This window comes from Bifidobacterium ramosum (genome assembly GCF_009299505.1).
Lineage (GTDB): Bacteria > Actinomycetota > Actinomycetes > Actinomycetales > Bifidobacteriaceae > Bifidobacterium > Bifidobacterium ramosum.
The window spans coordinates 1-26,485 of sequence record NZ_WBSM01000019.1; the positions used below are offsets into that span (position 1 = coordinate 1).

The window sequence follows — 26,485 nt, forward strand, 5'->3', positions numbered from 1 at the left end:
GTGGCGTGTGGTTGGGTTGGTGGGGGTTCGGCTATGGTGGGATGATGCGAGAGTACGGCGAGGAGGCGGAGGCGGCATGTTCACGGTGGCGATGGTCGAGGACGACGAGAATGCGGCGGAGAGACTGCGCGGCTGTCTGACGCGGTACGAGCGGGATCATGCGGGCGTGGCGTTCGACGTGACCGAGTTCCGCGAGCCGACCGGCTTTCTCGAGCCGTATAGGGCGAGCTGGGATATCGTGTTCATGGACATCGAAATGCCGAACATGGACGGCATGCAGGCGGCCCGCCGCCTGCGCGAGCTGGATTCCGAGACGATATTGATTTTCGTGACGAATATGGCGCAGTTCGCGGCGAAGGGGTATGAGGTGGACGCTTTGGACTACATCATCAAGCCGTTCTCGTACCCCGACTTCGAACGCAAACTCACCCGCGCCCTGAAGCTCGCGCAGGCCGACGGCGAATCCCTGCTGGTCAGCCAGCGCGGCAGCGCGCGCCGCATCGCCCTGCGCGACATCAGCTACATCGAGATCCGCGCGCATAACCTCGAATACCACACCGATTCCGGCACTATCAGCGCGTACGGCTCGTTGCAGGACATCGAGGCGCGCCTGTCGGGCAGCGGGTTCATCCGCTGCGGCAAACCGTATCTGGTCAGCAGCCGCCACATCGCGCAGGTCGCCGGCGACACGGTCACGTTGACGGACGGCACGCAGCTGCCGATCGGACGCGCCTACCGCAAGTCGTTCCTGCTGGCGCTCGCCGAGAACCTGGGGAACGATCGTGTGCGCTGAACTGGCGGCCATGACGGCCGTGGCTGCCGCATCAACCGTACTGTCGTCACTGCATGCCGCGGCCGTGACGGTATCGTCGCCGATCGCGGCGGTGACGGCATCGCCCGTGCTCACGTTGACGGCGTCGCTCGCAACGGCCCTAGCGGCCTTGACTGGTGGACTGCGCTCGTTCGCCGACCTGCTGGTTTGGTTCTTCGCCGCCAACGGCTACGTGATTGAGATCCTCATCGTCGCGGAAATGTTCACTTGGTGGATCGAACGGCGTGCGCACTGGCGCGTGCGGTTGGCCGCGTGCGTGCTCGCGATGGTCGCCGTGACGACGGTGATGGCCGCGCTCAACCAGCCGCACGACGCGCTCGGCCAGATCGCGCGGCTCGTGCTCGTGGACACGCTGTGTTTCGTCGCGCTGACCGTGTGCCGCCGGCTCGACGTGACGCAGGGACTGTTCTATACGGCGGCCGTGGTCGGATTGCAGCATCTGGCCTACGGCGGCGCGCAGATCGTGATGGGCGTGGTCCATGTCGCGGCGCGCATCCGCGACGACGCGATGGACCTGTGGCTGTATCCGGTGTCGTTCGCGTTGCTGCTCGCCGCATGGTACTGGCTGTTCTCCCGGCCCATGCAGGGCCATGTGCCGCAGGGGCTCGCCGACAGCCACGTGGTGCCGCTGCTCATCGGCGTGGTGCTCAGCGTGGACGTGTTCTCCTGCCTGTTCGACTATTTCACGGCGGACGCCGGCATCAACATCTACGCGTACATGATGTTCATCCTCACCCGTACCGTGCTGTGCGCGTTCCTGCTGCTCATGCAGCGCGAGATCGTCATGCGCGAGGCCGCCCAGCGCGACGGCGAAGTGCTCAAGCAGCTGCTGTACCAGCAGAAGTCGCAGCTTGCCGCCGACAAGCAGACCATCGACCTGATCAATGTGAAGACGCATGATCTCAAGAAACAGCTGAACATGCTCGGCGGGCGCATCCCGGCCGAGGAGATCGACGAATTGCGCGGGCTCGTCGGCATCTACGACTCGTCGGTGCGCACCGGCAACGAGGCGCTCGACGTGCTGCTGGCGAACAAGTCGCTCGTCTGCGAGCAGCGGCACATCCAGTTCGACCGGATGATCGACGGCGCCAGTCTCGCGTTCATGAAACCGGCCGACATCTACTCGCTGTTCGGCAACGCGATCGACAACGCCATCGAGGCGGTGGGCGCGGTGGCCGACCCGGCGCGGCGGTACATCCGCATGAAGGTGCGTGCCGAGGCGGGCATGCTCGTGGTGCACGTGGAGAATCCGTACGACGGCGAGCGCCGGTTCGTCGACGGGCTGCCGGTGACGACGAAGGACGATACGCGGTATCACGGGTTCGGCGTGCGTTCGATGCGCATGATCGTGGAGCAGTACGACGGCGTGCTGTCGGTGAAGGCCGAGGACGGCGTGTTCGCGGTGAATGTGCTGATTCCGATGCCGTAGCGGTTCGGGTGCAGACGGGTCGGGTATGACCCCCTCAGTCGGCTTCGCCGACAGCTCCCCTGGGAGGGGGAGCCGGACGGTGGTGAGGGGAGAGCCGGACAGTGTTGCCGGTGTCGTTTGTGGGGCGAAAACCGCATCTTGTGACGGTGGCGTGGTGTGCCCGTCCATCGTGCGCTTGACTGAATATCACAAGGTTTCCAATGACCGGAAGCCGGTGAGGACGAGACGAAGGACCATGATGGTCGTGGTCGTCGCAGTCAGGAGACACGACAAGGAAGGGTGACGTCATGCTGACGATTGATCGTTTGACCGTGGAGCATCTGGGGCACGGCTGCGTGACCGACAATCCGAATCCGCGCTTCTCCTATACGCTGAACGGTGCTGCGGACGACGTCGTGCGCGACGTGACGCTCACCGTCGGCGAGTGGACCGTGCATCCGGACACGTCGATCGCGACTCCTTACGACGGTCCCGCGCTCACGCCGTTCACCACGTATCCGGTCACGCTGGCCGTCACCGACGCGCAGGGCGTCACCGTGACCGCGACGACCTCGTTCGAGACCGGCCGTCTCGGCGAACCGTGGGTCGGCACGTGGATCACCGACGGCGACTACCAGTTCACCGAGAAGAAGGTTTCGCCGAAGCCGATGAGCTTCCGTCGCACGGTCACGCTCGCCGCCGGCAAGACCGTCGCGCGCGCACGGCTGTTCGCCACCGCGATGGGCGTCTACGAGTTCGCGCTCGACGGCCGCAAGGTCGGCGACCGGTACTTCGCGCCCGGTTTCACGTCGTACAAGACCAACCTGCAGTATCAGACCTACGACGTCACCGATCAGCTGACGAACGACGGCGCGAACAGTGACGCGAACGACGATGCAACCGGCACGCACACGCTGATCGCGACCGTCGCCGGCGGCTGGGCCGTCGGATCGTTCGTGTTCACACGCGTCAACCGCGTCACCGCGGACCGTCAGGCGCTGCTCGCCGAACTGCGCATTGACTACACCGACGGCACGAGCGAGACCATCGGCACCGACGCCGACTGGGACGTCACCATGGACGGCCCGTTTACGATGGCCGACCTGTACGACGGCGAAACCTACGACGCGACCCGGGCGTTCGGCCCGGACGGCAACGCGGGCGGCGCGCACTGGCGCAAGGCCTCCATCGAACGCCCGAAGACCACGCCGAAACATATCGAAGCCGACTACGGTGCACCCGTACGCGAGCACGAGACGTTCGCGCCGATCAGCTGCAAGCGCCGCGCCGACGGCGAGATCATCTACGACTTCGGCCAGAACTTCGCCGGCGTCGTCCGCCTCGACATCGCCAACGCGGCCGCAGGCCAGACCATCACCGTGCGCCACGCCGAGATCCTCAACCCTGACGGCACGCTCAACACCACGTTCCTGCGCACCGCGAAGGCCACCGCCACCTATACCTGCGTGGCTGGCAACCAGAGCTACGCCCCGCGCTTCACCTACATGGGCTTCCGCTACATCGCCGTGCGCGGCATCGAACCGAAACAGCTCACGGTCACCGGCGTCGCGCTCTACTCCGAACTGACCCGCACCGGCGACTTCGCCTGCTCCGACGAACGCCTCAACCAACTGCAGAGCAACATCGTGTGGGGCGCGAAGTCGAATCTGTTCGACATCCCCACCGACTGCCCGCAACGCGACGAACGCATGGGCTGGACCGGCGACATCGCCGTGTTCGCGCCCACCGCCTGCTACGACTTCGACATGGGCCGCTTCCTCGACAAGTGGCTGCGCGACGTGAAGGCCGAGCAGCTGCCCACCGGCGGCCTGCCGAACACCGTGCCCGTGCAGGGCTACGGCTTCCCGGCCACGATGCCCGAAATGGCGATCGCCTGGTGGGGCGACGCGGTGGTGCTCGTGCCGTGGGCCGAATACCAGGCGCGCGGCGACGCGTCCGTGCTCGAGCGCATGTACGAGCCGATGAAGCGGTACGTGAACGCCTGCCGTTTCTGGGCCGGCCTGTTCGGTTTCGGCAAGCACCGGTACATCTGGTGGATGCCGACCCCGTTCCAGTTCGGCGACTGGATCGCGCCCGACGTGCCGAAGATGCAGCAGTGGCAGGCCCGCGGCAAATGGACCGGCACCGCAAGCCTCAACAACACCGCCCGCACGCTCGCCCGCGTGGCCCGCGTGCTCGGCCATGACGACGACGCGCGCGAATACGACGCGCTCGCCGACCGCGTGGCCGACGCGTACGTCTCCGTGTTCACCGACGGCGACGGCAGGCTCAACGACGAATTCCAGACCGCGTACGTACTGCCGCTGCATCTCGGCATGTTTCCGGACGCCGCCACGCGCACCAAGGCCGTGAACAACCTCGCCGCGCTCGTCGAACGCAACGATTACCGGATCGGCACCGGCTTCCCCGGCACGCCGTACATCCTGTTCGCGCTCGCCGACAACGGCCGGCCGGACGTCGCGTTCCGCATGCTCACCAACGAGCGGTGCCCGAGCTGGCTGTACGAGGTCAAGATGGGCGCGACGACGATCTGGGAACGCTGGGACGGCCTTGACGAGCACGGCGAATGCCCGATCGGCGACGACGGCACGGATCTCATGATCTCGTACAACCACTACGCCTCGGGCGCGGTCGGCGCGTTCCTCTACCAGCGCATCGCCGGCATCGAGCCGATCGAAGCGGGCTACCGCCGCTTCCGCGTGCGGCCGCTCGTCGGCGGCGGGCTGACGTGGGCGAACGGCCACGTCGACACGCCGTACGGTCGCGTCGGATCGGCGTGGTCGATCACCGGCGACCGATTCGACGTCACCGTCGACGTGCCGTTCGGCACGACCTGCGCACTGACGATGCCCGACGGCACCACCCACGAACTCACCGCCGGCACGCACACGGCGACGTGCACGCTGTAACGCGACCACGGGCGTATCCGCGACTGCAAGACCTTACGAGAAAGGATCGGAAGACACATCATGGCAACCGCAACGACGCGCACGAACGGCGGGTTCTTCGACAACCCGCTGGTGCGCACCCGCATCACGTCGGCGAACGTGAAACCGCCGGAGATGCTGCTCGGCTACTTCGTCGGACCGTTCTGCGCGTTCATCTCCAACGCGATCTTCGGCTCGTACCTCAACCGGTACTACTCCGACGTGCTCGGCTGGACCGACACCGCGAAGTTCGGCGTGTTCTCCGCCGTGCTGCCGATGGCCTCGGTCATCCTCGTGATCATCGGCAACCTCGCCGTCGGCCGGCTCATCGACAACACGCGCACGTCGCAGGGCAAGGCCCGCCCGTACATGCTGCTGTCGGTGCCGTTCGTCGTCGTCGCGATCGCGCTGCTGTTCATGACGCCGACCGATTCCGCGCCGATCGCGCAGATGATTTGGATCGCGATCTCGTACAACCTGTATTACGCGCTCGCGTACCCGCTGTTCTACACCGCGCACAGTTCGATGGTCGGTCTGTCGACGCGCAACAGCAACCAGCGCGGACTGCTCGCGACCCTGTCGAACGCGTCCGGCGTGGCCGCGGTGGGCGTGGGCGCAAGCATCCTCGTGCCGATCCTGCTGCAAAGCTACCTGTTCGTCGACCACGGCGGCGTGATCGACGCGGCCGCCAGCTACGCGCACTGGCGCGTCGTGATGGTCGTGCTGTGCGTCGTCACCGCGATCGGCATCCTCGTCGAGTACTTCTTCACCCGTGAACGCATCACGGAAGAGAATATGAAGCTCAACATCAAGGAAGAGAAACTGCCGATGGCCAAGCAGGCGCGCGCCTGCATGTCGAACGGCTACTGGTGGATCATCATCGGCTACTTCCTGCTGTTCCAGCTGTCCGGTCTCATCAAGAACGGCTCGATGAGCTACTACTCGCGCTGGATGTTCGACGGCGTGAACTCCGAAGCGTCGGCCGGCGCGGCGATGAGCATGCTCGGCATGATCGGCGGCATCCCGACCGCCGTGGGCATGCTGCTCGCTTGGCCGATCGCCAACAAGCTCGGCAAGCGCAACGCGGTGCTGTTCGGCATGATCTTCGCCGTGCTCGGCGGCGCGGTGAGCCTGATCGACATCCACAGCTTCGTGATCGTGTGCGTCGGCGTGGTGCTCAAGGGCATCGGCTCGATCCCGGCCATGTACGTGACGCTGGCGATCCTCTCCGACGTGCTCGACCACCTCGAGGCGAGGAACGGCTTCCGCTCCGACGGGTTCACCATGTCGGTTTACGGGGCGATCATGGTCGGCATGACCGGCCTCGGCAACGGCATCATCAACCTGCTGCTCACCGCCACCGGCTACGACGCGACCGCGGCCTCGCAGAACGAAGGCGTGCAGACCGTGCTCGCCGGCTGCTACATCGGCGCCGAACTCGTGTGCTACGCGGCCATCGTGATCCTCATGGTGTTCCTGGGCGTCGAGAAGTACGTGAAGGACGACCAGCGGACGATCCTCGAACACCAGAAGGCGGCCGTGCTCGCCGCCGGCGGCGAATGGGTCGAGCCGGCCGAACGGCTGCGCCGCGAGCAGGAGGCCGCCGACCGCGAGGCCGAGGCCGCGCGGCTTGAGGAGCTGCGGGCGCGGTGCGCCAAGAAGGGGCTCGACTTCGAGGCCGAAGAGGCCAAGTATCAGGCGAAGCTGGCGGCGAAGGCGGCCAAGGCTGAAGCGAAGGCCAAGAAGCGCTGAGACCAGCGCTGAGGCCGGTGACCCCGCTCCCCTCAGTCGGCTGCGCCGACAGCTCCCCTCGGCGAGGGGAGCCGCATGACACGGACGGCCTTCGGCCGGCGGCCTGTCTCGCGGCGAGGGGAGCCGCGATGCGGACGGCTTTCCCTATCTGGCTCCCCTCACTGAGGGGAGCTGGCAGCCGAAGGCTGACTGAGGGGAGCAATCCGAGAGGCTCCAGCCCCAGCCAGCCCCCGATGCCCCCATCATCACCCACAAGATTTGTGCCGCCCGCAGGGTGGCATCCAACAACAGGAGGAAATCAATGAAGAAGAACAGCCCGAAGACCCGGGTGTGGAGAGGCGTGACGACGACGTTCGCATCGCTGCTGGCATTGTCGCTGGCCGCGACGAGCGCCGTGCAGGGCTTCCGCACCGACATCGACAAGTTCCTCGGCACCACCAGCTCCACGTTCTCCACGCAGAACGCCAGCGCCGCCGACTACACCCACAAGTCCGACTACTCCAGCACCAAGGAACTCGTCACCGCGATCCGCGACTTCGGCGAAAAGGTCAGCGAGGAAGGCTCCGTCCTGCTCAAGAACGACGGCGCGCTGCCGCTCACCCAGGCCGAAACCCAGAAGATCAGCCTGCTCGGTTTCTCCAGCTACTATCCGGTGCAGGGCGGCGACATGGGATCCTCGCTCACCACGTTCCAAGGCACCGACGCCGACCCGGTCGACATGGTCACCGCGTTCACTGACAAGGGCTTCAAGATCAACACGACCCTGCAGGACATGTACAAGTCCATGGAATCGTCGTTCGTCACCGAAGTCCAGAACCCGTGGGGCACCGACACGTTCACCCGCATCACGTCCCCGGCCATCGGCGGCACGTTCTCCAGCAAGGAGCCGTCGCAGGCCACGCTCGACCAGGCGAACGCCGACTGGAAGTCCACGCTCAACGACGACAACGTCATGATCGTCACCATCGCCCGCGGCTCCGGCGAAAACCGCACGTACCTGCCCGGCAAGGACGGCGTCGACCCCAAGCAGAACCTCAACCAGTCCGACCCGCTCGGCCTGTCCGACGATGAACGTGACCTTATCAACGCGGCCGTCGCCGCCAAGCAGGCCAACGGCGGCAAGGTCATCGTGCTCGTCAACAGCGCCCAGCAGATGGAGATCAACGAGATCGCCGACAACGCCGGCGTCGACGCAATCATGCAGATCGGCCTGCCCGGCGCCTACGGCTTCTACGGCGTCGCCGACCTGCTGTCCGGCGCGGCCAACCCGTCCGGCCACCTCGCCGACACGTGGGCCGTCGACAACTCCGCCGCCCCGTCCGCACAGAACTACGGCGACTACGAATGGACCAACGCCGACGACTCGAAGTACATCAACTCCGAAATCGTCGAAGCCGAAGGCATCTACACTGGCTACAAGTACTACGAGACGCGCTACGCCGACACCGTGCTGAACCAGGGCGACGCGAAGTTGTCCACCGGCAGCTCCACCGGCAGCGCATGGAACTACGACGACGAAGTCACCTACACGTTCGGCTACGGCCTGAGCTACACGACCTTCGACCAGAAGCTCGACTCCGTCGCCGTCGACCTCGACAAGAAGACCGTTACCGCGAAGGTCACCGTCACCAACACCGGCAAGGTTGCGGGCAAGGACGTCGTCCAGCTGTACGCCAGCACGCCGTACACCGACTACGACAAGCAGCACAACGTCGAAAAGTCCGCCGTGCAGCTGCTCGACTACGCGAAGACCGACGAACTCAAGCCGGGCGAATCCACCACCGTCGACATCACCGCCGACGCGCAGTACATGGCCAGCTGGGACTCCACCGCATCCAACAAGGCCGGCACCAAGGGCACCTACATCCTCGACGACGGCGACTACTACTTCGCCATCGGCAACGGCGCGCACGAAGCCGTGAACAACGTCCTCGCCGCGCAGGGCGCCGACGTGGACGGCGACAAGGCCGACGCGGCCAAGTGGACGCTCGACGAGTTCGACGACACGACCTTCGCGACCACCAAGAACGGCACGAACGTCGAGAACCAGCTCGCCGACGCCGATCTCAACACCTACATGCCCGGCACCGTGACCTACCTGTCCCGCTCCGACTGGTCCGGCACGTTCCCGAAGACCTACAAGGACCTGACCGCGACCGACGAGATGCTCAAGGGCGGCCTGTCGAACGACACGTACCAGATCGGCGAGCACAACGACGCCAAGGCGACCACGTGGGGCGCGAAGAACGACCTGACCCTCGCCGACTTCAAGGGCAACGACGACGCCACCGACGCCAAGTGGGGCGATCTGATGGACCAGATGACCCTCGAGGAGGCCATGATCCGCAACGCGTTCGGCGGCACGTCCACCAAGTCCGTCGCGACGATCAGCTCGCCGGAGGCCGTGCAGAACGACGGTCCGAACGGCTTCAACTCCTACACGCTCGGCCAGTATGCGAACACCGACCCGAACTCCGCCGACCCGTACAAGGTCGACGCGAACGACCCGAACCTCAACTTCAAGATGGGCGTCATGGCCAACGAATCCGTGCTCGGCCAGACGTTCAGCAAGCAGATCTCCGAGGAATGGGGCAAACTGCTCGGCAACTACTCCATCTGGGCCAACCTGCCGATCCTGTGGGGCGTGGGCACCAACCTGCACCGTTCGCCGTACAACGCGCGCAACCACGAGTACTACTCCGAAGACCCGATCCTGACCGCCTTCCAGGGCGCGGTGTCCGTCGCCGCGGCCAAGGAATACGGCCTGATCCTCGGCCCGAAGCACTACGCGTTCAACGACACCGAAATCAACCGCACCGGCCTGTCGGTGTTCATGACCGAGCAGAAGGCCCGCGAAGGCGAGCTGCGCGCGGTGCAGGCCACCGTCGAGGACGCCGGCGCCATGGGCATGATGAGCGCCTACAACCGCATCGGCGTCACCGCCACCAACGCGCACACCGGCCTCATGCTCGGCATCCTGCGCGGCGAATGGGGCTTCACCGGCCTCATGAGCGAGGACTTCATCCAGGACGCCACCTACTCGCAGCTGGCCGCAGCCGCCCACAACGGCATCACGATGCTGTGCCTCACCGGCGACAACAGCATCGCCGCGGTCTCCAAGGTCTGGCCGTTCTGGACCGTGAAGAACGTCAGCTCCGACAGCCAGCTCGTCAGCGACCTCAAGCGCAACATGACCTGGCAGTTCCAGGCCATCGCCAACTCCAACGCGATGGACGGCCTGAACTCCTCCTCGCGCGTGGTCACCCTGCGCACTTGGTACGACAACGCGCTGACCGCGGCCAGCATCGTCACCGGCCTGTTCACCCTGCTCGGCGCCGCGATGTACGTGGTGTCGCTGCGCGGCAAGGGCTCGCGCTGAGTCCTTCGGTCCTTCGATTCCGGGCGGCAGGTCCGGCTGACCCGACCCGCCGCCCATCCACAAACGTCAAGATCAACGGTGCAAAGTGAGATCATCATGAACTTCATCAAGCAGCAATCCATCGGATTCTACGTCAACATCCTCGCGCTGGCGGCGGCCGTCGTCGCGCTTGTCTACTACGTCATCAACTGTCACACCAGCTACTTCCTGAGCGCGGGCATGAACCCGGGCGTGCTCGCTTGCTCGGTCGGGGTGATCGTGCTGGAGCTGGTCATTCTGGTCGGCAACCAGTTCGCTGGTGCGGCCGCGGGTTCTGGTTCGGCTGGCTCGGCCGCGGGCGTCTCGTGGCTGCGCGTCGTGCTCGACGTGTGCGTCGTCGCCGTGTCGGTGATGCTGATGTGCGCGTTCGCGTTCTTCCTGTCCGATCGCGTCAACTCGATCGCATCCATCGCCACGTTCAACCAGAACGCGCAGAACATGGCCGATCTGATGAGCGCGATCTACGGCATGATCGCGTACGTGGTCGCCGTGGTGCTGTCGATCGTCGCCTCGTACCTCAAGGTGAACAAGCGCAACGCGTGACCCGGACGGTACGCTGGTCCGTCGATCCGTCGTCCGTCGGGGGTGTCGAGCGTCGGGCGTTGGTCCGTCGGCCCGGCGGCCCACGTAAGCCGGGCCGTCAGACGGCCGGTTCGCCGGTCGTCGGCAAGGAAGGCCGTAACTCAACGATAAGTCGTGCCTGTTGTTGAGTTACGGCCGTTTTCCATGTCCGAAACGACCGTAACTCAACAGTTGGGTGGAGATGATGTTGAGTTACGGTCGTTTGTCGGGCTTGGGGCGGCCGTAACTCAACAGGACGGTGGCGTTGTTGTTGAGTTACGGTCGTTCGCGATCGGCGGCGTGCGAATAAATGGCATGTATATTACATGATCTATAGTGATTATGGAATACGTATAAAGGAGTATGTACTATGGCTCACTCGGCAACCGGCGGTTCGTCCGCATCGCAGTCGTCGTTGACCCGACTCGGCTACTGCGGCGCGGTCGGTTCGTTCCTCGGCTCGTCGGCCATCGTCGGCCTGTCGACCACGATCACGATGTGGCAGGCCGGCCTCGGTCTCGACGCCACGCAGGTCGGTGCGCTGAGCGCGGCGCTCAACTTCGCGATCGCCGCCGGCTCGCTGCTCGCCGGCTGGTTGTGCGCGCGACTCGGCATGACCCGCGTGTTCAACTGGGTGAACCTCGTATCGGTGATCGGTTTCGTACTGTGCGCGGCCGCGCCGGATTTCTGGATGCTGCTGGCCGGCGTGGTATTGGCCGGCCTCGGCACCGGCCTCGACCTGCCCGTGTCGATCTCCGTGATGTCGCGTGACACGCAGGATCCGGCCGCCGGATCGACGCTTGTGACCGTCACGCAGCTCGGATGGCAGGTCGGCATGCTCGGTTCGGCGCTGGCCGCGTTCGCTGTGTCGGGATTCGCCGGCGCGACCGGTGGGCGCGTGGTGTTCGTGTTGTTCGCCGCGATCGCGTGCGGACTGCTGCTGTGGCGGCTGCGGTCGAGTGAGTTTGCGGCGTTGCATGCGGCTGGCGAGCGGACCGGTACGGTTGGTGCGACCGGTGCGGATGCTCCGGAACATGAGGATGCCGCGGTCGTGGATGCCGGCGTGGTCGGTACCGGCCCGTTCGGCATACCGTTGCGGCTCGTCCCGGCGTTCGCGTCGCTGCTCGTGTTCTACATCGGATGGAATCTTGTGGCGAACACATGGGGCCAGTTCCAGACCTACATGCTCGTCAACGCGCATGCTTCGCAGTCGCTCGCCACCGGTCTTGGCATCGTGCTGTACATCGTGATGTTCGCCGCGAACTGGGTGGTATCCGTCACGGTCAATACGCGCTGGCGCAACCCGTTGTTCGTGGCGGGTGGCGTGATCGCGTTCGGCGCGATGATCCTCATGGCCGCGGGCGGCGGCTCGCTGTGGGTGATCGTCGCCGCCACCGCCATCATGTACGTCGGTCTGCCGCTGGCCGGCGAGGCGATCTGCAAGGTATGGACGCAGGAGACGTTCCCGGCCACGTCGCGCGCCGCCGTGCAGGGTTTCATCCTCGGATTCTCGCGTTTGCTATGCGGTCTGTTCGCGTTCGTCACCCCGGCGCTCGTGCTACCCGCCACGATCGGCACCACGCTGTGGGGTTTCGTCGCGGTCGTCGCCGTGTTCGTCGCTGCCGGCTGCACGTTCATGCGCGTGCGTCGCGTCGCTGCGTGAGTCACGTGTCCCTCGTGGCAGAAAACGCTCGCTGAGAGACCTCTCAGCGAGCGTTTTCTGCCATGCACGGGAGGCCGCGTGGTGGTTTTCGCTCGCTGGGGTGTCTCTTAGCGAGCGAAAACCGCCATGACGAATCGGTCGTGGCGGGAATGACTCGCTGAGGGGTGCCTCAGCGAGTCATTCCCGCCACGCAGGGGATGTGGTCAGATGTGCTCCCCTCAGTCGCCTGCGGCGACAGCTCCCCTCGGAGAGGGGAGCCGCACCCATACCCCCGGCTCCTCTCAGAGCGGGGGCCGATGACAGGCCATGCGTCCGCTCGATGCGAGGGAACGTGGCTCCCCTCGGGGAGGGGAGCTGTCGGCGGAGCCGACTGAGGGGAGGAGGGGTTGGTTGTGTGTGGCGTGTGGTTGGGTTGGTGGGGGTTCGGCTATGGTGGGATGATGCGAGAGTACGGCGAGGAGGCGGAGGCGGCATGTTCACGGTGGCGGTGGTCGAGGACGACGAGAATGCGGCGGCGCGTCTGCGCGGCTGTCTGGCGCGGTACGAGGCGGATCATCCGGGCGTGGTGTTCGATGTGACGGGGTTCCGCGAGCCGACGTCGTTTTTGGAGCCGTACCGGGCGAGCTGGGATATCGTGTTCATGGACATCGAGATGCCGAACATGGACGGCATGGAGGCTGCGCGCCGCCTGCGCGAGCTGGATTCCGAGACGATATTGATCTTCGTGACGAATATGGCGCAGTTCGCGGCGAAGGGGTATGAGGTGGATGCGTTGGATTACATCATCAAGCCGTTCTCGTATCCCGACTTCGAACGCAAACTTGGCCGCGCCGTCGCCATCCGCGAGGAGGCCTCCGCCGCGGTCATGATCATGCAGCGCGGCGGCACCCGCCGCGTCCGTCTGCGCGACATCAGCTACATCGAAGTGCGCGACCACGCGCTGCTCTATCACACGCAATCCGGCGTCGTCACCGGCTCCGGCACCCTGCAGGACGTGGTCGACAAACTCGGCCCGCGCGGATTCCTGCGCTGCAGTAAGGCGTTCGTCGTCAACAACCGTCACATCGCGGCCGTTGCGGGCAATGAACTCGAACTGGCCGACGGCGGCACGCTCGCCATCGGCCGCGCGTACAAGAAGCAGTTCATGATCGACCTCGCCGCCAGCATGGCCGACGGGACGGTGCTGTGATGGCCGGCGTCGCGATGGGTGCCGTCGCGATGGGTGCAACCGCAGCGGCCGCAGCAACCGCAACAGCCGCAACGGGTATGCCCGCGCTCGCGTCGGCCACGCAATTCTTCACCGCGAACGGCATGGTGTTCGAACTGCTCGTCAGCACACTGATGTTCACGTGGTGGCTCGACCGCCGCCCGGGGTTCGCCATGCGCGCGCCGGCCGGCATGGCCGCGATCCTCGTGTGCTCGATGGCGTGGAACCTGCTCGTGCCGGCCGACCTGTGGACCGCCACCGTGCAGAACGTGGCGGTGTATCTGGTGTTCACGCTGTGGATCCTCGTCTGCTGGCGGGTGAACATACGGCAGGCCGTGTTCTATTTCGTGATGGGCGGCACGCTGCAGCATTTCGTGTACCGCGGCGCGCGGCTGTCGTCGATCTGGCTGCACGCGTTCTGGCATGACGGTGCGTGGATCGACACGTATGTGTACGCGCTCATGCAGATCCCGTTCCTGTTGCTCGGCTACTGGTGGTTCGCGCGTCCGCTCGTGCGCAAGCCCACGTCCGCGCTGGCGGGCCGTTCGGTGATCGGCATGCTGTTCGGCATGCTGCTGTGCATCAGCGTGTTCACGAACCTGTTCAACGCGACGGCCGCGCCGGGCGGCTCGCAGGCGTTCACGATCTTCAGTGCGTTCGACCTGGTGACATGCGTGTTCCTGATGACGCTGGCCGTCGAAGTGGTGGTCAATCAGGCCGTGCGGTCGGACGCCGAGGTGATGCGCGAACTGTTGCGCCAGCAGCGTCGCCAGTTGGCCGCGTCGAAGGAGACCATCGATCTGATCAACGTGAAGACGCATGATCTCAAGAAGCAGATCGCGACGCTCGGCCCGCGCATCTCGCCGGAGCAGGCGAGCGAACTGTCCGATCTGGTCGACCTGTATGACGCGTCGGTGCGTACCGGCAACGAATCGCTCGACGTGCTGCTTGCGCAGAAGTCGATGCAGTGCGAGCAGCGCGGCATACGGTTCGATCGGATGATCGACGGGCGGCTGCTGTCGTTCATGACGCCGGTGGATATCTACTCGCTGTTCGGCAACGCGATCGACAACGCGCTCGAGGCGGTGGACCGGCTCGACGATGACGCCGACCGGTATGTCGCCGTGCGTGTGCGCGAGGAGAAGGGCATGGTGATGATCCGTGTCGAGAACCCGTACGCAGGTGAGCTGAGCTTTGACGACGGACTGCCGCGCACCACGAAGGACGACGCGCGCTACCACGGGTTCGGCACGCGCTCGATTCGCATGATCGCCGAACGGTACGACGGTACGATGTCGATCGTCGCGCGCGGCGGCGTGTTCCGTCTGACCGTGATCCTGCCGCGGTGAGGCGGGAGCGAAACAGGGTGAGGCGAGAGCGAAAGCGGACCGCACGATGTCGTTCGGTGCACGAAAACGACCGTTCACGTGAATCGCGTTGAACCGCCACCCGATCCGCCCGACACTGGATTCAGGACACGCGCAGTAGCGCGTCCGGAGATTCAAGGAGGATCAGATGAAACGAACGAACCTGTGGCGCGGCATCACCGCCATCGGCGCGTTGCTCCTCGCGATCGCCGTCATGGCGGGCACGATCATGGAGACGTACCGTACGTCGCTCGACGCGGCGGTCGGCACGCGCAGCCAGCGCACCGTCACCGACCGGTCCGCCGACGAAGGCGACAGCTGGACCTACAAGTCCGAATACAAGAGCGCGAAGGAAGCCTACGAAGGCTGGAAGGACTTCGCCAAGCAGGAGGCGCAGGAGACCTACGCGCTGCTCAAGAACGAGAACGACACGCTGCCGATCAAGAAGAACGCAAAGATCACCATGTTCGGCGTGCGCAGCTACGCGCCGGTCTACGGCAGCTCCGGCGGCTCGATCGCCGACGGCAACTCCACCGTTGAAATCACCGACGCCTTCAAGGAATCCGGCTTCGACATCAACCCGTCCATGCTCAAGGCCTATCAGGAATACTTCAAGGACAAGAAGTGGACCACCCCGCAGTTCGGCAGCGGCATCATCCCCGAATACGCGGAGATCACCAAGTACGACGATCCGAGCGAACTGACCCTCGCGGAACTCGCCAAACTCAACCCCGAATACAACTCGCAGTACGACGAATACAACGACGCGGCCATCGTGGTCGTCGGCCGACCGGGCGGCGAAAACGGCGCGTATAACATCGGCCAGGCCGGCCTCGCGGACGGCGTGCACACCGCCAACGGCAACATCCTGAGCCTGTCCGACGAGGAGAAGGCGATGATCAAGGAGGCCGAAGACCACTTCGACAAGGTCATCGTGCTCGTCAACGCCGTCAACGCGATGGAGATCTCCGACCTCCAGAACGACCCGAACATCGACGCGATCATGTGGATCGGCTTCCCCGGCGCGTACGGCTTCTACTCCGTCGCCGACGTGCTCAACGGCACCGTCTCGCCGTCCGCACACCTCGGCGACGTGATGGTCGCCAACGCGGCCGCCTCGCCGGCCATGCAGAACTTCGGCAACATCCCGTGGACGAACGCGTCCGACTTCTCCGAAGACGCGGCCGTCAACTCGTACCTCATCGAATCCGAAGGCATCTACACCGGTTACCGGTACTACGAGACGCGCTACGCCGACATCGTCATGGGCAACGGCGGCGCGGATGCGTCGGCCGGCACCTACACGAACGCCGACGGCACTCTCGCCACCAAGGACGGCACCTGGGACTACGCGAACGAGGTCGTCTACCCGTTCGGCGCGGGCCTGAGCTACACCACGTTCAAGCAGACGCTCGACAAGGTCGAGGTCTCCGGCGACAAGAAGAGCGCGAAGGTCACCGTCACCACCACCAACACGGGCGACGTGGCCGGCAAGTCCGTCGTACAGCTGTACGCGCAGACGCCGTACACCGACTACGACAAGCAGAACGGCGTCGAGAAGTCCGCGATCCAGCTCATGGACTTCGAGAAGACCGACACGCTCGAGCCGGGCAAGTCGCAGACCATCACCATGGACGTCGATATGACGAACCTCGCCAGCTACGACGCGAACAAGGCGAAGACGTACATCGTCGATCCGGGCGACTACTACTTCGCGATCGGCGACGACGCGCACGACGCGCTCAACAACGTGCTCGCCGCGCAGGGCTACGGTGAATCCGACGGTATGACCGCCGCCGGCGACAAGTCCAAGACCTACACGTGGACGTGGGACGGCGACGTGGATGCCGACACGTTCTCCGCGTCCGACACCGGCACGCAGATCACCAACCAGTTGTCCGACGGCGACTACTCGATGGACTACAACACGTTCGAGGACGGCACCGTCACCTACCTGACCCGCTCCGACTGGAACGGCACGTTCCCGAAGACCTACTCCGGCCTGAGCGCGAACGCCGAAGTGTCCAAGCTGCTCAACAACGACTTCATCCCGCTGTCGAGCGACGACGACACGTCCGACATCACGATCGGCGACAAGTCCGCCAGCGACCTGACGATCAACGACATGAAGGGTGCGTCCTTCGACGACGAACGCTGGGATCAGATCACCTCGAAGGTGTCCGTCTCCGAGTTCATGTCGTTCGCCGAAAACGCGTTCCACGCGATCGGCGGCATCGAATCCGTCGGCCTGCAGGACATGACCACCGACGACGGCCCCGGCGGCTCCGACTCGCACACCCTGTCCGAAGGCCAGTATCAGGGCAAGGCGTTCTCCGACGCGAAGGACGAGCAGTACGCGAACAAGACCTCGCGCGTGGCTCCGTCGCCCACCAACCTCGCCTACAGCTGGAACAAGGAGCTCGCGTACCGCAACGGCGAACTGATCATCGGCGAATCGAGCCTCGTGTTCAACCTGCCGATCATCATCGGACCGGCAGCGAACCTGCACCGCCACGCATACAACGGCCGCGGCGTCGAGTACTACTCCGAGGACCCGATCCTGTCCGGATACATCGGTTCGGCCGCCGTGCAGGGCGCGCAGTCCAAGGGCACGCTCGTCAACGTCAAGCACATCGCGTTCAACGATCAGGAGATCAACCGCTCCGGCATCGCGATCTTCATGAACGAGCAGAAGGCGCGCGAGATGGAGCTGCGCAACCTCCAGCAGCTCATCGAAGGCAAGGGCAAGCCGGCGTCGTTCTCCGCCGACGACTCCCGCGCCGACACCTACACGCAGGGCGCGCTCGGTGTGATGACCTCCTACAACCGCATCGGCGCCGTCGCCTCCTCCGCGAACGCCGCCGTGATGGTCAACATCATGCGCGATGAGTGGGGCTTCAAGGGCTACAACGTCACCGACTTCACGTCCGTGTCGCCGCGCGCCGCCCCGAAGGAGTCCGTGCTCGCCGGCACCACCGCGTTCTGCGGCTTCGGCAACCAGGGCGTGAGCTACTGGGACGCCAACACGCTGAGCAAGGACCGCGACATGCTCCTCGCCATCAAGCAGAACGTGCACTACGCGCTGTGGGCGCTCGCCAACTCGAACGCCATGAACGGCGTGAACTCCACCACCCACACCGAGAACGTCATGACCTGGTGGCGCGCGGCCTACCTCGCGGCGATCGCGGTGACGGGCGTGCTGACCGCCGGCGGCCTGATCGGCTACGTGGTCGTGCGCGTGCGCGGCGCTAAGTCCGCAACCGCGTCCGTGGCCGCCCCGACCACCGTCTCCTCGAAGTGACCCTCGGCAAGGAAAGGATGAGGATCGACATGGCAAACAAGGCAAATAACATCAAAGTCAACATCCCCGAGATCATTGCGGTCGTGTGCGGCGTGATCGGGCTGGCGGTGTACTGGGTGACCTCCACCACCGGGTATCTGGCCGGGCAGGGCGTGAACGCGGCGGTGCTCGCGTGCGGTGCCGTGGCCGTGGTCGCGCTGATCGCGAAGATCACGCTCGGCTCGCGGCTTGTGGCCGGCGGCGTTGCGGGCGGCGTGCTCGCCGATCTGCTGCTCGTTGGCTCCGAGGTGCTGATGATCGTCGCGTTCGCGTTCTTCGTGCTGGCGCGCGTGCGCCTCGCGGCGGACATCTACTTCATTCCGGTGAACTATCCGGCCGCCGAGGAGACCGCGCTCAACATCTCGCTTATCGGCGTGGTGGCCTATGCCGTCGCGATCATTGCACTGATCGTCAAGGCGTTCGCCAAGGACCGCGTGGCGGCGGGAGCGGCTGCGGCCGACCCGCGCGTGGCGGTCATCCCCGCCTGATCGACGGCAGCCGACTATGGTTGCGGGAGGTCCTGATCGAGGTTCATCGGGGCTTTCCGCAAACTGAGAGGCAGATTTCCGGCATCGCATGGGTCTTTCTTCAAATTGAGAGGCAACGTTCCTGGCTATAAACCGCTCATTCGGCGCATATCGGGTCGAATGAGCGTGGATTCGCAAAGAAGTCTGCCTCTCAGTTTGGAGAAAGACCTCAACGGCCCGCCAGATCTGCCTCTCGGTTTGCGAAAAGCTCCGCCGTCACGCTTCCTGCATACGTTGTCCGCCTATCTTCCGTTCATAATCGTCCAACGCCCAAGATCTATACTGTCTCACAGGGGTTTTCATGCACGCAATCGCATTCAACCACGGCTGGTCCTACCGTCATCTCAACTCCGACGAGCCGTTCACGCCGGTGACGGTGCCGCACGACGCCATGCTCGCCGAACCGCGCTCGCCGTTCGCCGCCAGCGGTCTCAACTCCGGCTGGTTCGAGGGGCGCGACTACGAATACGTCAAGCGGTTCACGCCGGACGCGTCGCTGGCCGGCTCGTCGATGATCCTCGAATTCGAGGGCGTGTACCACAACGCCGAAGTGTGGGTCAACGGCGAGCAGGCGGCGTTCCGCCCGTACGGCTACACGAACTTCACCGTCGATGTGACCGACCGGTTCGTGGCCGGCTCCGAGAACGAGGTGCGTGTGATCGCCCGCAACGCCGACCAGCCGAACTCGCGTTGGTACTCGGGCGCGGGCATCTATCGGCCGGTGACGCTGTGGACGGCGCCGCGCGAGCATATCGCGCTCGACGGCGTGACCGTGCAGACGCTGTCAATCGGGACCGCGCTCGACATCGATGGCGGTGTGCCCGAGCCGGCGCGTGTACGGTTCACGGTCGAGACGACCGCGTCGGGCACGGTAAGCGTCGAGATCGCGGCGGCCGATCCGTTGTCGGACATCGCAGCCGTGGTCCCCTCGGTCGGGGAGCCTGTCGGTGAGGTCGACTGGGGGAGCGACGTCCCCAAGATCGTCGGCAATGCTGTTGTCGTTGACGGCAAGGCCGTCATCGAGCTTGACATTCCGAACCCGCGTCTGTGGTCGTTGGACGAGCCGAACCTGTACACGGCGCGCATCCGCTACACGGCGGCCGACGATCCTGATGTCGGTGCCGCTGAAGTCGCAGGGTCGCCGGACATCGCTACCGCGGCCACCCCTGCCACCACCGACGCCACGACCGTCACCTTCGGCATCCGCGAACTCGCCTGGGGCTCCGAAGGCTTCAAGATCAACGGCAAGCGCGTCATCATCCAGGGCGCGTGCATCCACCATGACAACGGCGTGCTCGGCGCCTGCGCGTACGCCGATGCCGAGGAACGCAAGCTCGCCCTCATGAAGGCCAACGGCTACAACGCGATCCGTTCCGCCCACAACCCGTGCTCGAAGGCCCTGCTCGACGCGGCCGACCGCCTCGGCATGCTCGTCATGGACGAGTACATCGACCACTGGTACATCCACAAGACCCAGCACGACTACGTCGACTATTTCGACGAATGGTGGCGCCGCGACCTCACCGACATGGTCGTCAAGGATCGCAACCATCCCAGCGTCGTCCTGTACTCCACCGGCAACGAGGTCGGCGAGACCGCCCAGCCGCGCGGCATCAAGCTCACCCGCGAGATGACCGACTTCCTGCACGGCCTCGACCCGACGCGCCCCGTCACCTGCGGCATCAACATCTTCTTCAACTTCCTCACGTCGATCGGCATCGGCCAGTACTCCGACAAGAAGGCCGCGAAGGAGGCGGCCGCCGCGGAACGCCGCCGCGAGGCCGGCGACCTGCACAGCCTCGAGGACAAGCACACCGCCGTCGGCAGCGAGTTCTTCAACAACCTCGCCGGACTGCTCGGCGCCGGGTTCATGAAGACGATGGCGACCTTGCCGTTCTGCGACTGGGCCACGCGCGGCGCGTTCGCGAACATGGACGTCGCCGGCTACAACTACGGCATCAAGCGGTACGCGCACGACCTGCGCAAGTATCCGCGCCGGCTCATCCTCGGTTCGGAGACGTTCTGTTCGGACGCGTACCGGTTCCGTGAGTTCGCCAAGCGGCATCCGCGTGTGATCGGCGACTTCGTGTGGGCCGGCATGGACTACATGGGCGAGACGGGCATCGGCTCGTGGGAGTACGAGGATTACGCGCCGCTGCGCATCGGCTACGGCTGGCTGACGGCCGGGTCGGGGCGTGTCGACCTGAGCGGCCGCGCGCTGGGCGAGGCGCTGTACACGCGCGTCGCGCTCGAGTCCGGGCGTGACGCGGACGGCGGTGTCGATCGCGGACCGTACCTCGCCGTGTGCCCGGTGAATCACACCGGCGATAAGCATTCGCCGAGCGCGTGGAAGATGAGCAACGCGATCGACTCGTGGGCGTGGAACGGTTGCGACGGTCGACGGGCGAACGTGGAGGTGTACGCGCGGGCGGTGTCGGTGGCATTGCTGGTGAACGGCCGCGAGGTCGGGCGCAAGAGGCTGCGTGGCGGATTGCGCGGCGACTGCATCGCGCGGTTCGCGTGTACGTGGGAGCCGGGCGAGGTGACGGCGGTGTCGTACGATGCCGACGGTCGCGAGATCGGACGGCGGTCGTTGCACAGTGCGGGGGATCGCACCGAACTGCGCGCGGCGGTCGAGTGGCCGACGGCGACGGCTATGACTATGACTGCCGGTGCTGACGGATCGGCTGCGGTTGCGGATGATGCCGTGGCCGTCCGTCCCGGTCATCTTGCGTTCGTGCGCGTGCGTTACACCGACGATCACGGCGTCACCAAGCCGCTCGAACGCGGCATCGTGCACGCCGAGGTCGCCGGTGGCACCCTGCTCGGCTACGGTTCCGCCGCGCCGCACAATCCCGGCAGTTTCCTCGACGCTGACAGTGACACCTACTACGGTGAGACGCTCGCGGTCGTGCAGGTGCCGGAATCCGCCGCTTCCGGCGATGTCGTCACCGTGACCTTCACGGACGACGCCGGCCACGGCACCACCCTTACCATCCCCGTCGCGTGATCATCGATTCGGCCGGTTTGATCGGCGTAACCGGCCGAATCGGCCGAATCGGCCGTACCTGAGTTCCCGTTCCGCAATGCCGATTCGTCTACGGCCGTTTTGTCCGCAGCAAACGACCGCAACCGAACCCGCGTCACCGCAAAATCGTCCCCACCGAAGGAGTCCCCATGGCATCCAACGTCGCTGACACCGCCGCCGAACCGCCCGCAACCCAACGGCCGCAGTCCCCGCTCGCCGCGTGGTGGCAGCGCTTCGCCGCCCGCCACAAGCTCGTTGCGCAGTTCGTTATGTTCTACGCGTTCTCGCTGTTCGTCACCGTGCTGCAGTACGTGATGCTCACGTTCCTGCCTGGCCTGTTCTATCGGTTCACCGACTGGTGCGCCATACCGTGCCAGCTCATCCACCTCGTGCTCGGCCCGGTCGACGTGTACGTGTTCGACTACCCGGTGACGGGCGACGCGACCGGCGGCATGGGCTATTTCGCCGCGTTCGCGATCACGCTGTTCGTGGCGCAGTGCGTGAACTTCCCGATGCAGCGCAACATCACGTTCAAATCGCATGGCAACGTGTGGTTCCAGATCGCGTGGTACGTGGTGGCGTTCGTGCTCATCACCATCGTGTGCAGCTTCCTGATGGGGCTGTATGTGCCGCTGCTCAAGGGGCTGGTGCCGCCGGCCGTGTACAACGTGCTCATTACGGTGGTGAACGGCGGCGTCCAGATGGTGATTTATTTCCCGATCTACAAGATTATTTTCCCGGAAGGCAAGTAAGCGGTACGCGGGTGGGCGGCCGCGTAGCCACGCTGACGCCTGCGCCTACGCCAGATATCCCTCGATGTGCAACGTCTGCGCCGCGACCTCCTTGATCACGCGGTCATCCGTCTCCGGGTGCAACCGGATCAGCGAGATCAGACCGACGATCAGCGTGTAGAACGTCTCGTGCACGTTGCGGATCGGCAGCCCGTGCAGCTGTTCGAATTCGAGCACGGTGGTCCCGCAGAAGTAGTCCGCGATCCGGTCTGCGATCCGGTCGATGAACTTGATGTACAGCTCCGCGTTGCCGGCCTGCATGAGCTTGGCGCTGAACGGGCCTTCGTCGGTGATGATCGCGCGTGTGAGCCGCACGATGTCGCCGAGCGCCTTGTCGATGTTGCCGATCTCGCGTTCGGTGTTCCATTGGTCGAGTTTGGCGAGCATGTCGTTGATGACGGCGTCGATGACCGCGTCGGCGACCTCGTTCTTGTCGTTGAAGTAGTGGTAGAACAGCGATCGCGTCATGCCGGCGCGTGCGGCGATGTCGCTGATCGTGAGCCGCGCGAATCCGGTGTCGAGGCAGGCTTCGCGCGCCGCCTGCACGATCTGCGTGCGTCGTGCGTCGCCGCGTGCGTCGGTTGTACGGGGGGTGCCCGTTGTGTTCGCCGCGTCCGTTGCGCCTGTTGATTTGACCATCGATACCCCCACTTTGGAATGTCGCGGCACTGCATGATGCCTGTGCGGCTTAGTGTATGCCGATATTTGACATTGTGTCAATTTGTGTGGATGTCGCGCGATTCGTCGCCCGCCGCCCTCCAGCGGACATACAGCCGATTTTCCTACCTGAATCGGCTGTATGTCCGTTAAAGGGAGGGTGGAATGTGCTTGTTAGGCCTTGTGCTGTTGGGCTGTTGTGCTGTTGTGCTGTTGTGCTGTTGTGCCTGCTCTCAACGCTCCGGATTTCCCTTCCCTTCTAACGGACATACAGCCGATTTCCCCGCACAAATCGGCCGTATGTCCGTTAGAAGTACGTGTGTCTGTTCGTTGGGCCATGCTGAGCGTCCTGAATCTCTCCCCTTTAACGGACATACAGCCGATTTCTCCATCCGAATCGGCTGTATGTCCGTTAGGGGGGTGACATGTGTTTGTTGGACTCTATGCCGTTGGGCCGTTGGGCCTGCTCTTAACACTTCAGACTCCCCTTCCCCCTTTAACGGACATACAGCCGATTTCCCACCTGAATCGGCTGTATGTCCGCTGAGGGGTGTCCGACGCTGGGAGGGTGAGCGTCCGATCGTTACATGACGGCTGTATCGTGGGCGCATCGTAATCGCATGCGTCAGCGCACGGTCGTGCGCGGACACCGCAGCCGGGTGGCGCTCATCCACCGCCAATCTGCCGTCCGCTCGCCGTCCGCCGCCTGTCCGTCGTCTGCCCGCCCGCCGACGAACGAACAAACAAACGCACGCGCGAACTGCAAAACGGAGGTGCCGATGGACGCAACCGAGACCACGCGCGACGTGCTGTTCCTCATCGTGCTGTTCCTCGCGAACGTCATCCAGGCGATCACCGGATTCGCCGGCACCGTGCTCGCCATGCCGTTCTCGGTGCTGCTGCTCGGCACCGACGCCGCCAAGGTCGTGCTCAACCTCACCACGCTGCTCGCCTGCCTGTGGCTCGGCGTGCAGCATCGCGCCCACATCCGCTGGCGCATCCTCGGCGAGATGGTCGCTCTCATGGCCGTCGGCATGGTCGCCGGCATCGCGCTGTACGCCGCGCTCCCGGTCGCCCCGTTGCGCAGGGCGTACGGCCTGTTCATCATCGTGATCGCCCTGAAGAACCTGCTGCGGCCGAGCCGCACCGACCCGCCGCGTTGGCTGCTCGTCGTCATCGCGCTCGCGGCCGGCGTGATCCACGGCATGTTCATCTCCGGCGGCGCGCTGCTTGTGGTCTACGCGACCGCCACGCTCAAGGACAAGAACGAGTTCCGTGCGACGATGGCCTGCGTATGGGTCGCGCTCAACGCGCTGATGGCTGTCGAACAGGCCACGTCCGGCGTGATGACGTCGCACACGCTCGTGCTCAGTGCGGTCGCGATCCCGCCGCTGATCGTGGCGATCGTGATCGGCAACCGGTTGCAAAAGCGCGTCAGCCAGCGCGCGTTTCTGACGCTCACGTATATACTGCTGGTGATCTCCGGCGCGTCGATCGTGTTGTGATCGTGTTGTGATCGTGCTGTGATTGCGGTGCGATCGCGGCGATGACGTGCTGACGGAACGCGAAAGGGGCATCCGATGACGGTTCGGCTCAAGGAACTCGTGGAGCAGGCGAACGACCGTGACCTGACGCTTGTGGCCGGGCGGAACGGTCTCGAACGGCCGGTGCGCTGGGTGCACATGGTCGAGAACGAGGAGATCGCGGGTTTTCTCGAAGGACAGGAGGTCGCGTTCACAACCGGCATCGGTTTGGAGACGCAGGAGGATCTGACCGGACTGCTGAAAAGCGCGTACGATTCCGGCGCATCGGCCGCGGTGGTGAACATCGGGCCGTTCATCCACCAGATCAGCCCGGACGCGATCCGGTTCTGCGACGAGCATGACTTCCCGCTGTTCAAGGTGCCGTGGAGCGTGCACATGGCGCAGATCATGCACAGCTTCAGCCTGGCGATCACCATGAGCGAGAAGCACAGCATGGAGCTCGCCGCCGCGCTCGAGAACGCGATTTTCCATCCCGACCGCGAGGAGATGTATCTTGAGTATCTCGAGCAGTCCGGTTTCGGCAAGGACTGGAACTACTGCGTGGCCGTGTTCAGCGCGTGCGCCGAGCCGGACGGTGTCGCCGCGGACGGCGGGACGCATGACCGTGCGGGCGGCGGCGTGTCCGATCCGGCGGCCGACGTGGATGCTGCGTCGAGGAAGGCCGCGGATGTTGCGGGTTCCGTGCGATCCCGCAGACGGCATGACGTCGATCGCATCGCGATGTATACGCGCGAGGTCGAGTCGCTGGTCACGCGCAACCAGTGGCGCGTCGCCGTCGTGCACATCGAGGATCGGCTGGTGCTGGTGTTCGCGCGTTATACGGCCGAACAGGTCGAGATGATGGTGCGTGAGATGATCGCGGGGATCCGTCGCCGCGGCGCGACGCTGGACCGTACGTACATCGGCGTCGGCAAGGTGACGAAATCCGCGCGATGCATCGGCAAAAGCTATCATCAGGCGCTCAAGCTCGAACGATTGCAGCATCTGCGCAACCGTGCCGGCGAGGTCGCGTTGTACGACAACTCCGGCGTCGACAAACTGCTGCTCGCCATCGCCGACCGCGACATTCTCGACGATTACTATCGCGACAGCATCGGCCCGCTCGTCGAATACGATCGCGTCAACGGCACCGAGCTGACCGAGACGCTGCGCACGTACTTCCAGTTCTCCGGATCGGTCAAGGAGACCGCGGAGCGACTGTTCGTGCACCGCAACACGGTGAGTTACCAGCTCAACAAAATCGAGGACATCCTCGGCGTGAATCTGTCCGATTTCCGCACGCGCGAATTCCTGTCGGTCGGTCTGCAGGTCCGCGTGTAATGTCTCGGGGCCTAAATGACGCATGTGTCGGGGCATGGTTGACGGTATGTCCTGGGGCATGGTTGACACATGCGTCATGTCGGTGTCATTCAACTGTCGGTTTGTTTCTTGGCCGGAGCTGG

16 protein-coding genes are annotated in these 26,485 nt (G+C 64.8%); 15 read left to right on the forward strand and 1 reads right to left on the reverse strand.

Annotated elements, in window-relative coordinates; all coding sequences use genetic code 11:
- Positions 1–76 precede the first annotated feature (76 nt).
- The 13 genes from DSM100688_RS11485 to DSM100688_RS11545 all read left to right on the forward strand — a co-directional run bounded on the left by DSM100688_RS11485 (position 77) and on the right by DSM100688_RS11545 (position 22,803).
- Positions 77–793 carry a LytR/AlgR family response regulator transcription factor gene (locus tag DSM100688_RS11485; protein ID WP_152359221.1) on the forward strand — a complete coding sequence of 239 codons (717 nt, stop codon included), beginning with the start codon at positions 77–79 and terminating at the stop codon, positions 791–793.
- Complete coding sequence (locus DSM100688_RS11490) at positions 783–2,261, forward strand: ATP-binding protein (RefSeq protein ID WP_240811865.1); 1,479 nt, start codon at positions 783–785, stop codon at positions 2,259–2,261. Before DSM100688_RS11485 ends, DSM100688_RS11490 begins: the two co-directional genes overlap by 11 nt.
- Before the next feature lie 287 nt (positions 2,262–2,548).
- Positions 2,549–5,170, forward strand: a complete 2,622-nt coding sequence (locus tag DSM100688_RS11495) for a family 78 glycoside hydrolase catalytic domain (RefSeq protein WP_152359222.1) — start codon at positions 2,549–2,551, stop codon at positions 5,168–5,170.
- A gap of 60 nt (positions 5,171–5,230) precedes the next feature.
- Positions 5,231–6,940 (forward strand): MFS transporter, encoded by a 1,710-nt coding sequence (locus tag DSM100688_RS11500; RefSeq protein WP_152359223.1) that lies wholly within the window; start codon positions 5,231–5,233, stop codon positions 6,938–6,940.
- 301 nt (positions 6,941–7,241) lie between these two features.
- A complete protein-coding gene (locus DSM100688_RS11505; protein ID WP_152359224.1) occupies positions 7,242–10,319 on the forward strand; it encodes a beta-glucosidase in 3,078 nt (1,025 codons plus the stop codon).
- Between the two features lie 96 nt (positions 10,320–10,415).
- On the forward strand, positions 10,416–10,901 hold the full coding sequence (locus DSM100688_RS11510; RefSeq protein WP_152359225.1) for a hypothetical protein: 486 nt from the start codon (positions 10,416–10,418) through the stop codon (positions 10,899–10,901).
- A 388-nt stretch (positions 10,902–11,289) separates the two neighbouring features.
- Positions 11,290–12,582: an MFS transporter gene (locus DSM100688_RS11515; protein WP_152359226.1), complete on the forward strand. Its 1,293-nt coding sequence runs from the start codon at positions 11,290–11,292 to the stop codon at positions 12,580–12,582.
- Positions 12,583–13,054: 472 nt separating this feature from the next.
- Positions 13,055–13,771 (forward strand): LytR/AlgR family response regulator transcription factor, encoded by a 717-nt coding sequence (locus DSM100688_RS11520; protein WP_152359227.1) that lies wholly within the window; start codon positions 13,055–13,057, stop codon positions 13,769–13,771.
- The gene (locus tag DSM100688_RS11525) at positions 13,771–15,138 is read left to right on the forward strand and encodes an ATP-binding protein (protein WP_239519470.1); all 1,368 of its coding nucleotides are present in this window, start codon (positions 13,771–13,773) and stop codon (positions 15,136–15,138) included. Before DSM100688_RS11520 ends, DSM100688_RS11525 begins: the two co-directional genes overlap by 1 nt.
- A gap of 166 nt (positions 15,139–15,304) precedes the next feature.
- On the forward strand, positions 15,305–18,457 hold the full coding sequence (locus DSM100688_RS11530) for a glycoside hydrolase family 3 C-terminal domain-containing protein (protein ID WP_152359228.1): 3,153 nt from the start codon (positions 15,305–15,307) through the stop codon (positions 18,455–18,457).
- 29 nt (positions 18,458–18,486) lie between these two features.
- A complete protein-coding gene (locus DSM100688_RS11535) occupies positions 18,487–18,984 on the forward strand; it encodes a hypothetical protein (protein ID WP_239519471.1) in 498 nt (165 codons plus the stop codon).
- Between the two features lie 340 nt (positions 18,985–19,324).
- On the forward strand, positions 19,325–22,033 hold the full coding sequence (locus DSM100688_RS11540; RefSeq protein ID WP_152359229.1) for a glycoside hydrolase family 2 TIM barrel-domain containing protein: 2,709 nt from the start codon (positions 19,325–19,327) through the stop codon (positions 22,031–22,033).
- A 167-nt stretch (positions 22,034–22,200) separates the two neighbouring features.
- Positions 22,201–22,803, forward strand: coding sequence for a hypothetical protein (locus DSM100688_RS11545; protein WP_152359230.1), 603 nt, complete (start codon positions 22,201–22,203; stop codon positions 22,801–22,803).
- A 45-nt stretch (positions 22,804–22,848) separates the two neighbouring features.
- On the opposite strand, the gene DSM100688_RS11550 is transcribed toward DSM100688_RS11545, so the two are convergent.
- A complete protein-coding gene (locus DSM100688_RS11550; RefSeq protein ID WP_152359231.1) occupies positions 22,849–23,481 on the reverse strand; it encodes a TetR/AcrR family transcriptional regulator in 633 nt (210 codons plus the stop codon).
- A 797-nt stretch (positions 23,482–24,278) separates the two neighbouring features.
- Here DSM100688_RS11550 and DSM100688_RS11555 point away from each other — a divergent pair.
- Together DSM100688_RS11555 and DSM100688_RS11560 are read left to right on the forward strand one after the other, a co-directional pair.
- A complete protein-coding gene (locus tag DSM100688_RS11555; RefSeq protein WP_163146982.1) occupies positions 24,279–25,004 on the forward strand; it encodes a sulfite exporter TauE/SafE family protein in 726 nt (241 codons plus the stop codon).
- A 75-nt stretch (positions 25,005–25,079) separates the two neighbouring features.
- Positions 25,080–26,363, forward strand: a complete 1,284-nt coding sequence (locus DSM100688_RS11560) for a PucR family transcriptional regulator (protein ID WP_152359233.1) — start codon at positions 25,080–25,082, stop codon at positions 26,361–26,363.
- Positions 26,364–26,485 lie beyond the last annotated feature (122 nt).

Bases quoted from the DNA above. Each gene is read 5' to 3' on its own strand.
- DSM100688_RS11530 (WP_152359228.1), top strand. From the start codon at position 15,305: ATGAAACGAACGAACCTGTGGCGCGGCATCACCGCCATCGGCGCGTTG.
- DSM100688_RS11520 (WP_152359227.1), top strand. From the start codon at position 13,055: ATGTTCACGGTGGCGGTGGTCGAGGACGACGAGAATGCGGCGGCGCGT.
- DSM100688_RS11515 (WP_152359226.1), top strand. From the start codon at position 11,290: ATGGCTCACTCGGCAACCGGCGGTTCGTCCGCATCGCAGTCGTCGTTG.
- DSM100688_RS11550 (WP_152359231.1), bottom strand. From the start codon at position 23,481: ATGGTCAAATCAACAGGCGCAACGGACGCGGCGAACACAACGGGCACC.
- DSM100688_RS11495 (WP_152359222.1), top strand. From the start codon at position 2,549: ATGCTGACGATTGATCGTTTGACCGTGGAGCATCTGGGGCACGGCTGC.
- DSM100688_RS11525 (WP_239519470.1), top strand. From the start codon at position 13,771: ATGGCCGGCGTCGCGATGGGTGCCGTCGCGATGGGTGCAACCGCAGCG.
- DSM100688_RS11485 (WP_152359221.1), top strand. From the start codon at position 77: ATGTTCACGGTGGCGATGGTCGAGGACGACGAGAATGCGGCGGAGAGA.
- DSM100688_RS11500 (WP_152359223.1), top strand. From the start codon at position 5,231: ATGGCAACCGCAACGACGCGCACGAACGGCGGGTTCTTCGACAACCCG.
- DSM100688_RS11535 (WP_239519471.1), top strand. From the start codon at position 18,487: ATGGCAAACAAGGCAAATAACATCAAAGTCAACATCCCCGAGATCATT.
- DSM100688_RS11555 (WP_163146982.1), top strand. From the start codon at position 24,279: ATGGACGCAACCGAGACCACGCGCGACGTGCTGTTCCTCATCGTGCTG.
- DSM100688_RS11510 (WP_152359225.1), top strand. From the start codon at position 10,416: ATGAACTTCATCAAGCAGCAATCCATCGGATTCTACGTCAACATCCTC.
- DSM100688_RS11545 (WP_152359230.1), top strand. From the start codon at position 22,201: ATGGCATCCAACGTCGCTGACACCGCCGCCGAACCGCCCGCAACCCAA.
- DSM100688_RS11540 (WP_152359229.1), top strand. From the start codon at position 19,325: ATGCACGCAATCGCATTCAACCACGGCTGGTCCTACCGTCATCTCAAC.
- DSM100688_RS11560 (WP_152359233.1), top strand. From the start codon at position 25,080: ATGACGGTTCGGCTCAAGGAACTCGTGGAGCAGGCGAACGACCGTGAC.
- DSM100688_RS11505 (WP_152359224.1), top strand. From the start codon at position 7,242: ATGAAGAAGAACAGCCCGAAGACCCGGGTGTGGAGAGGCGTGACGACG.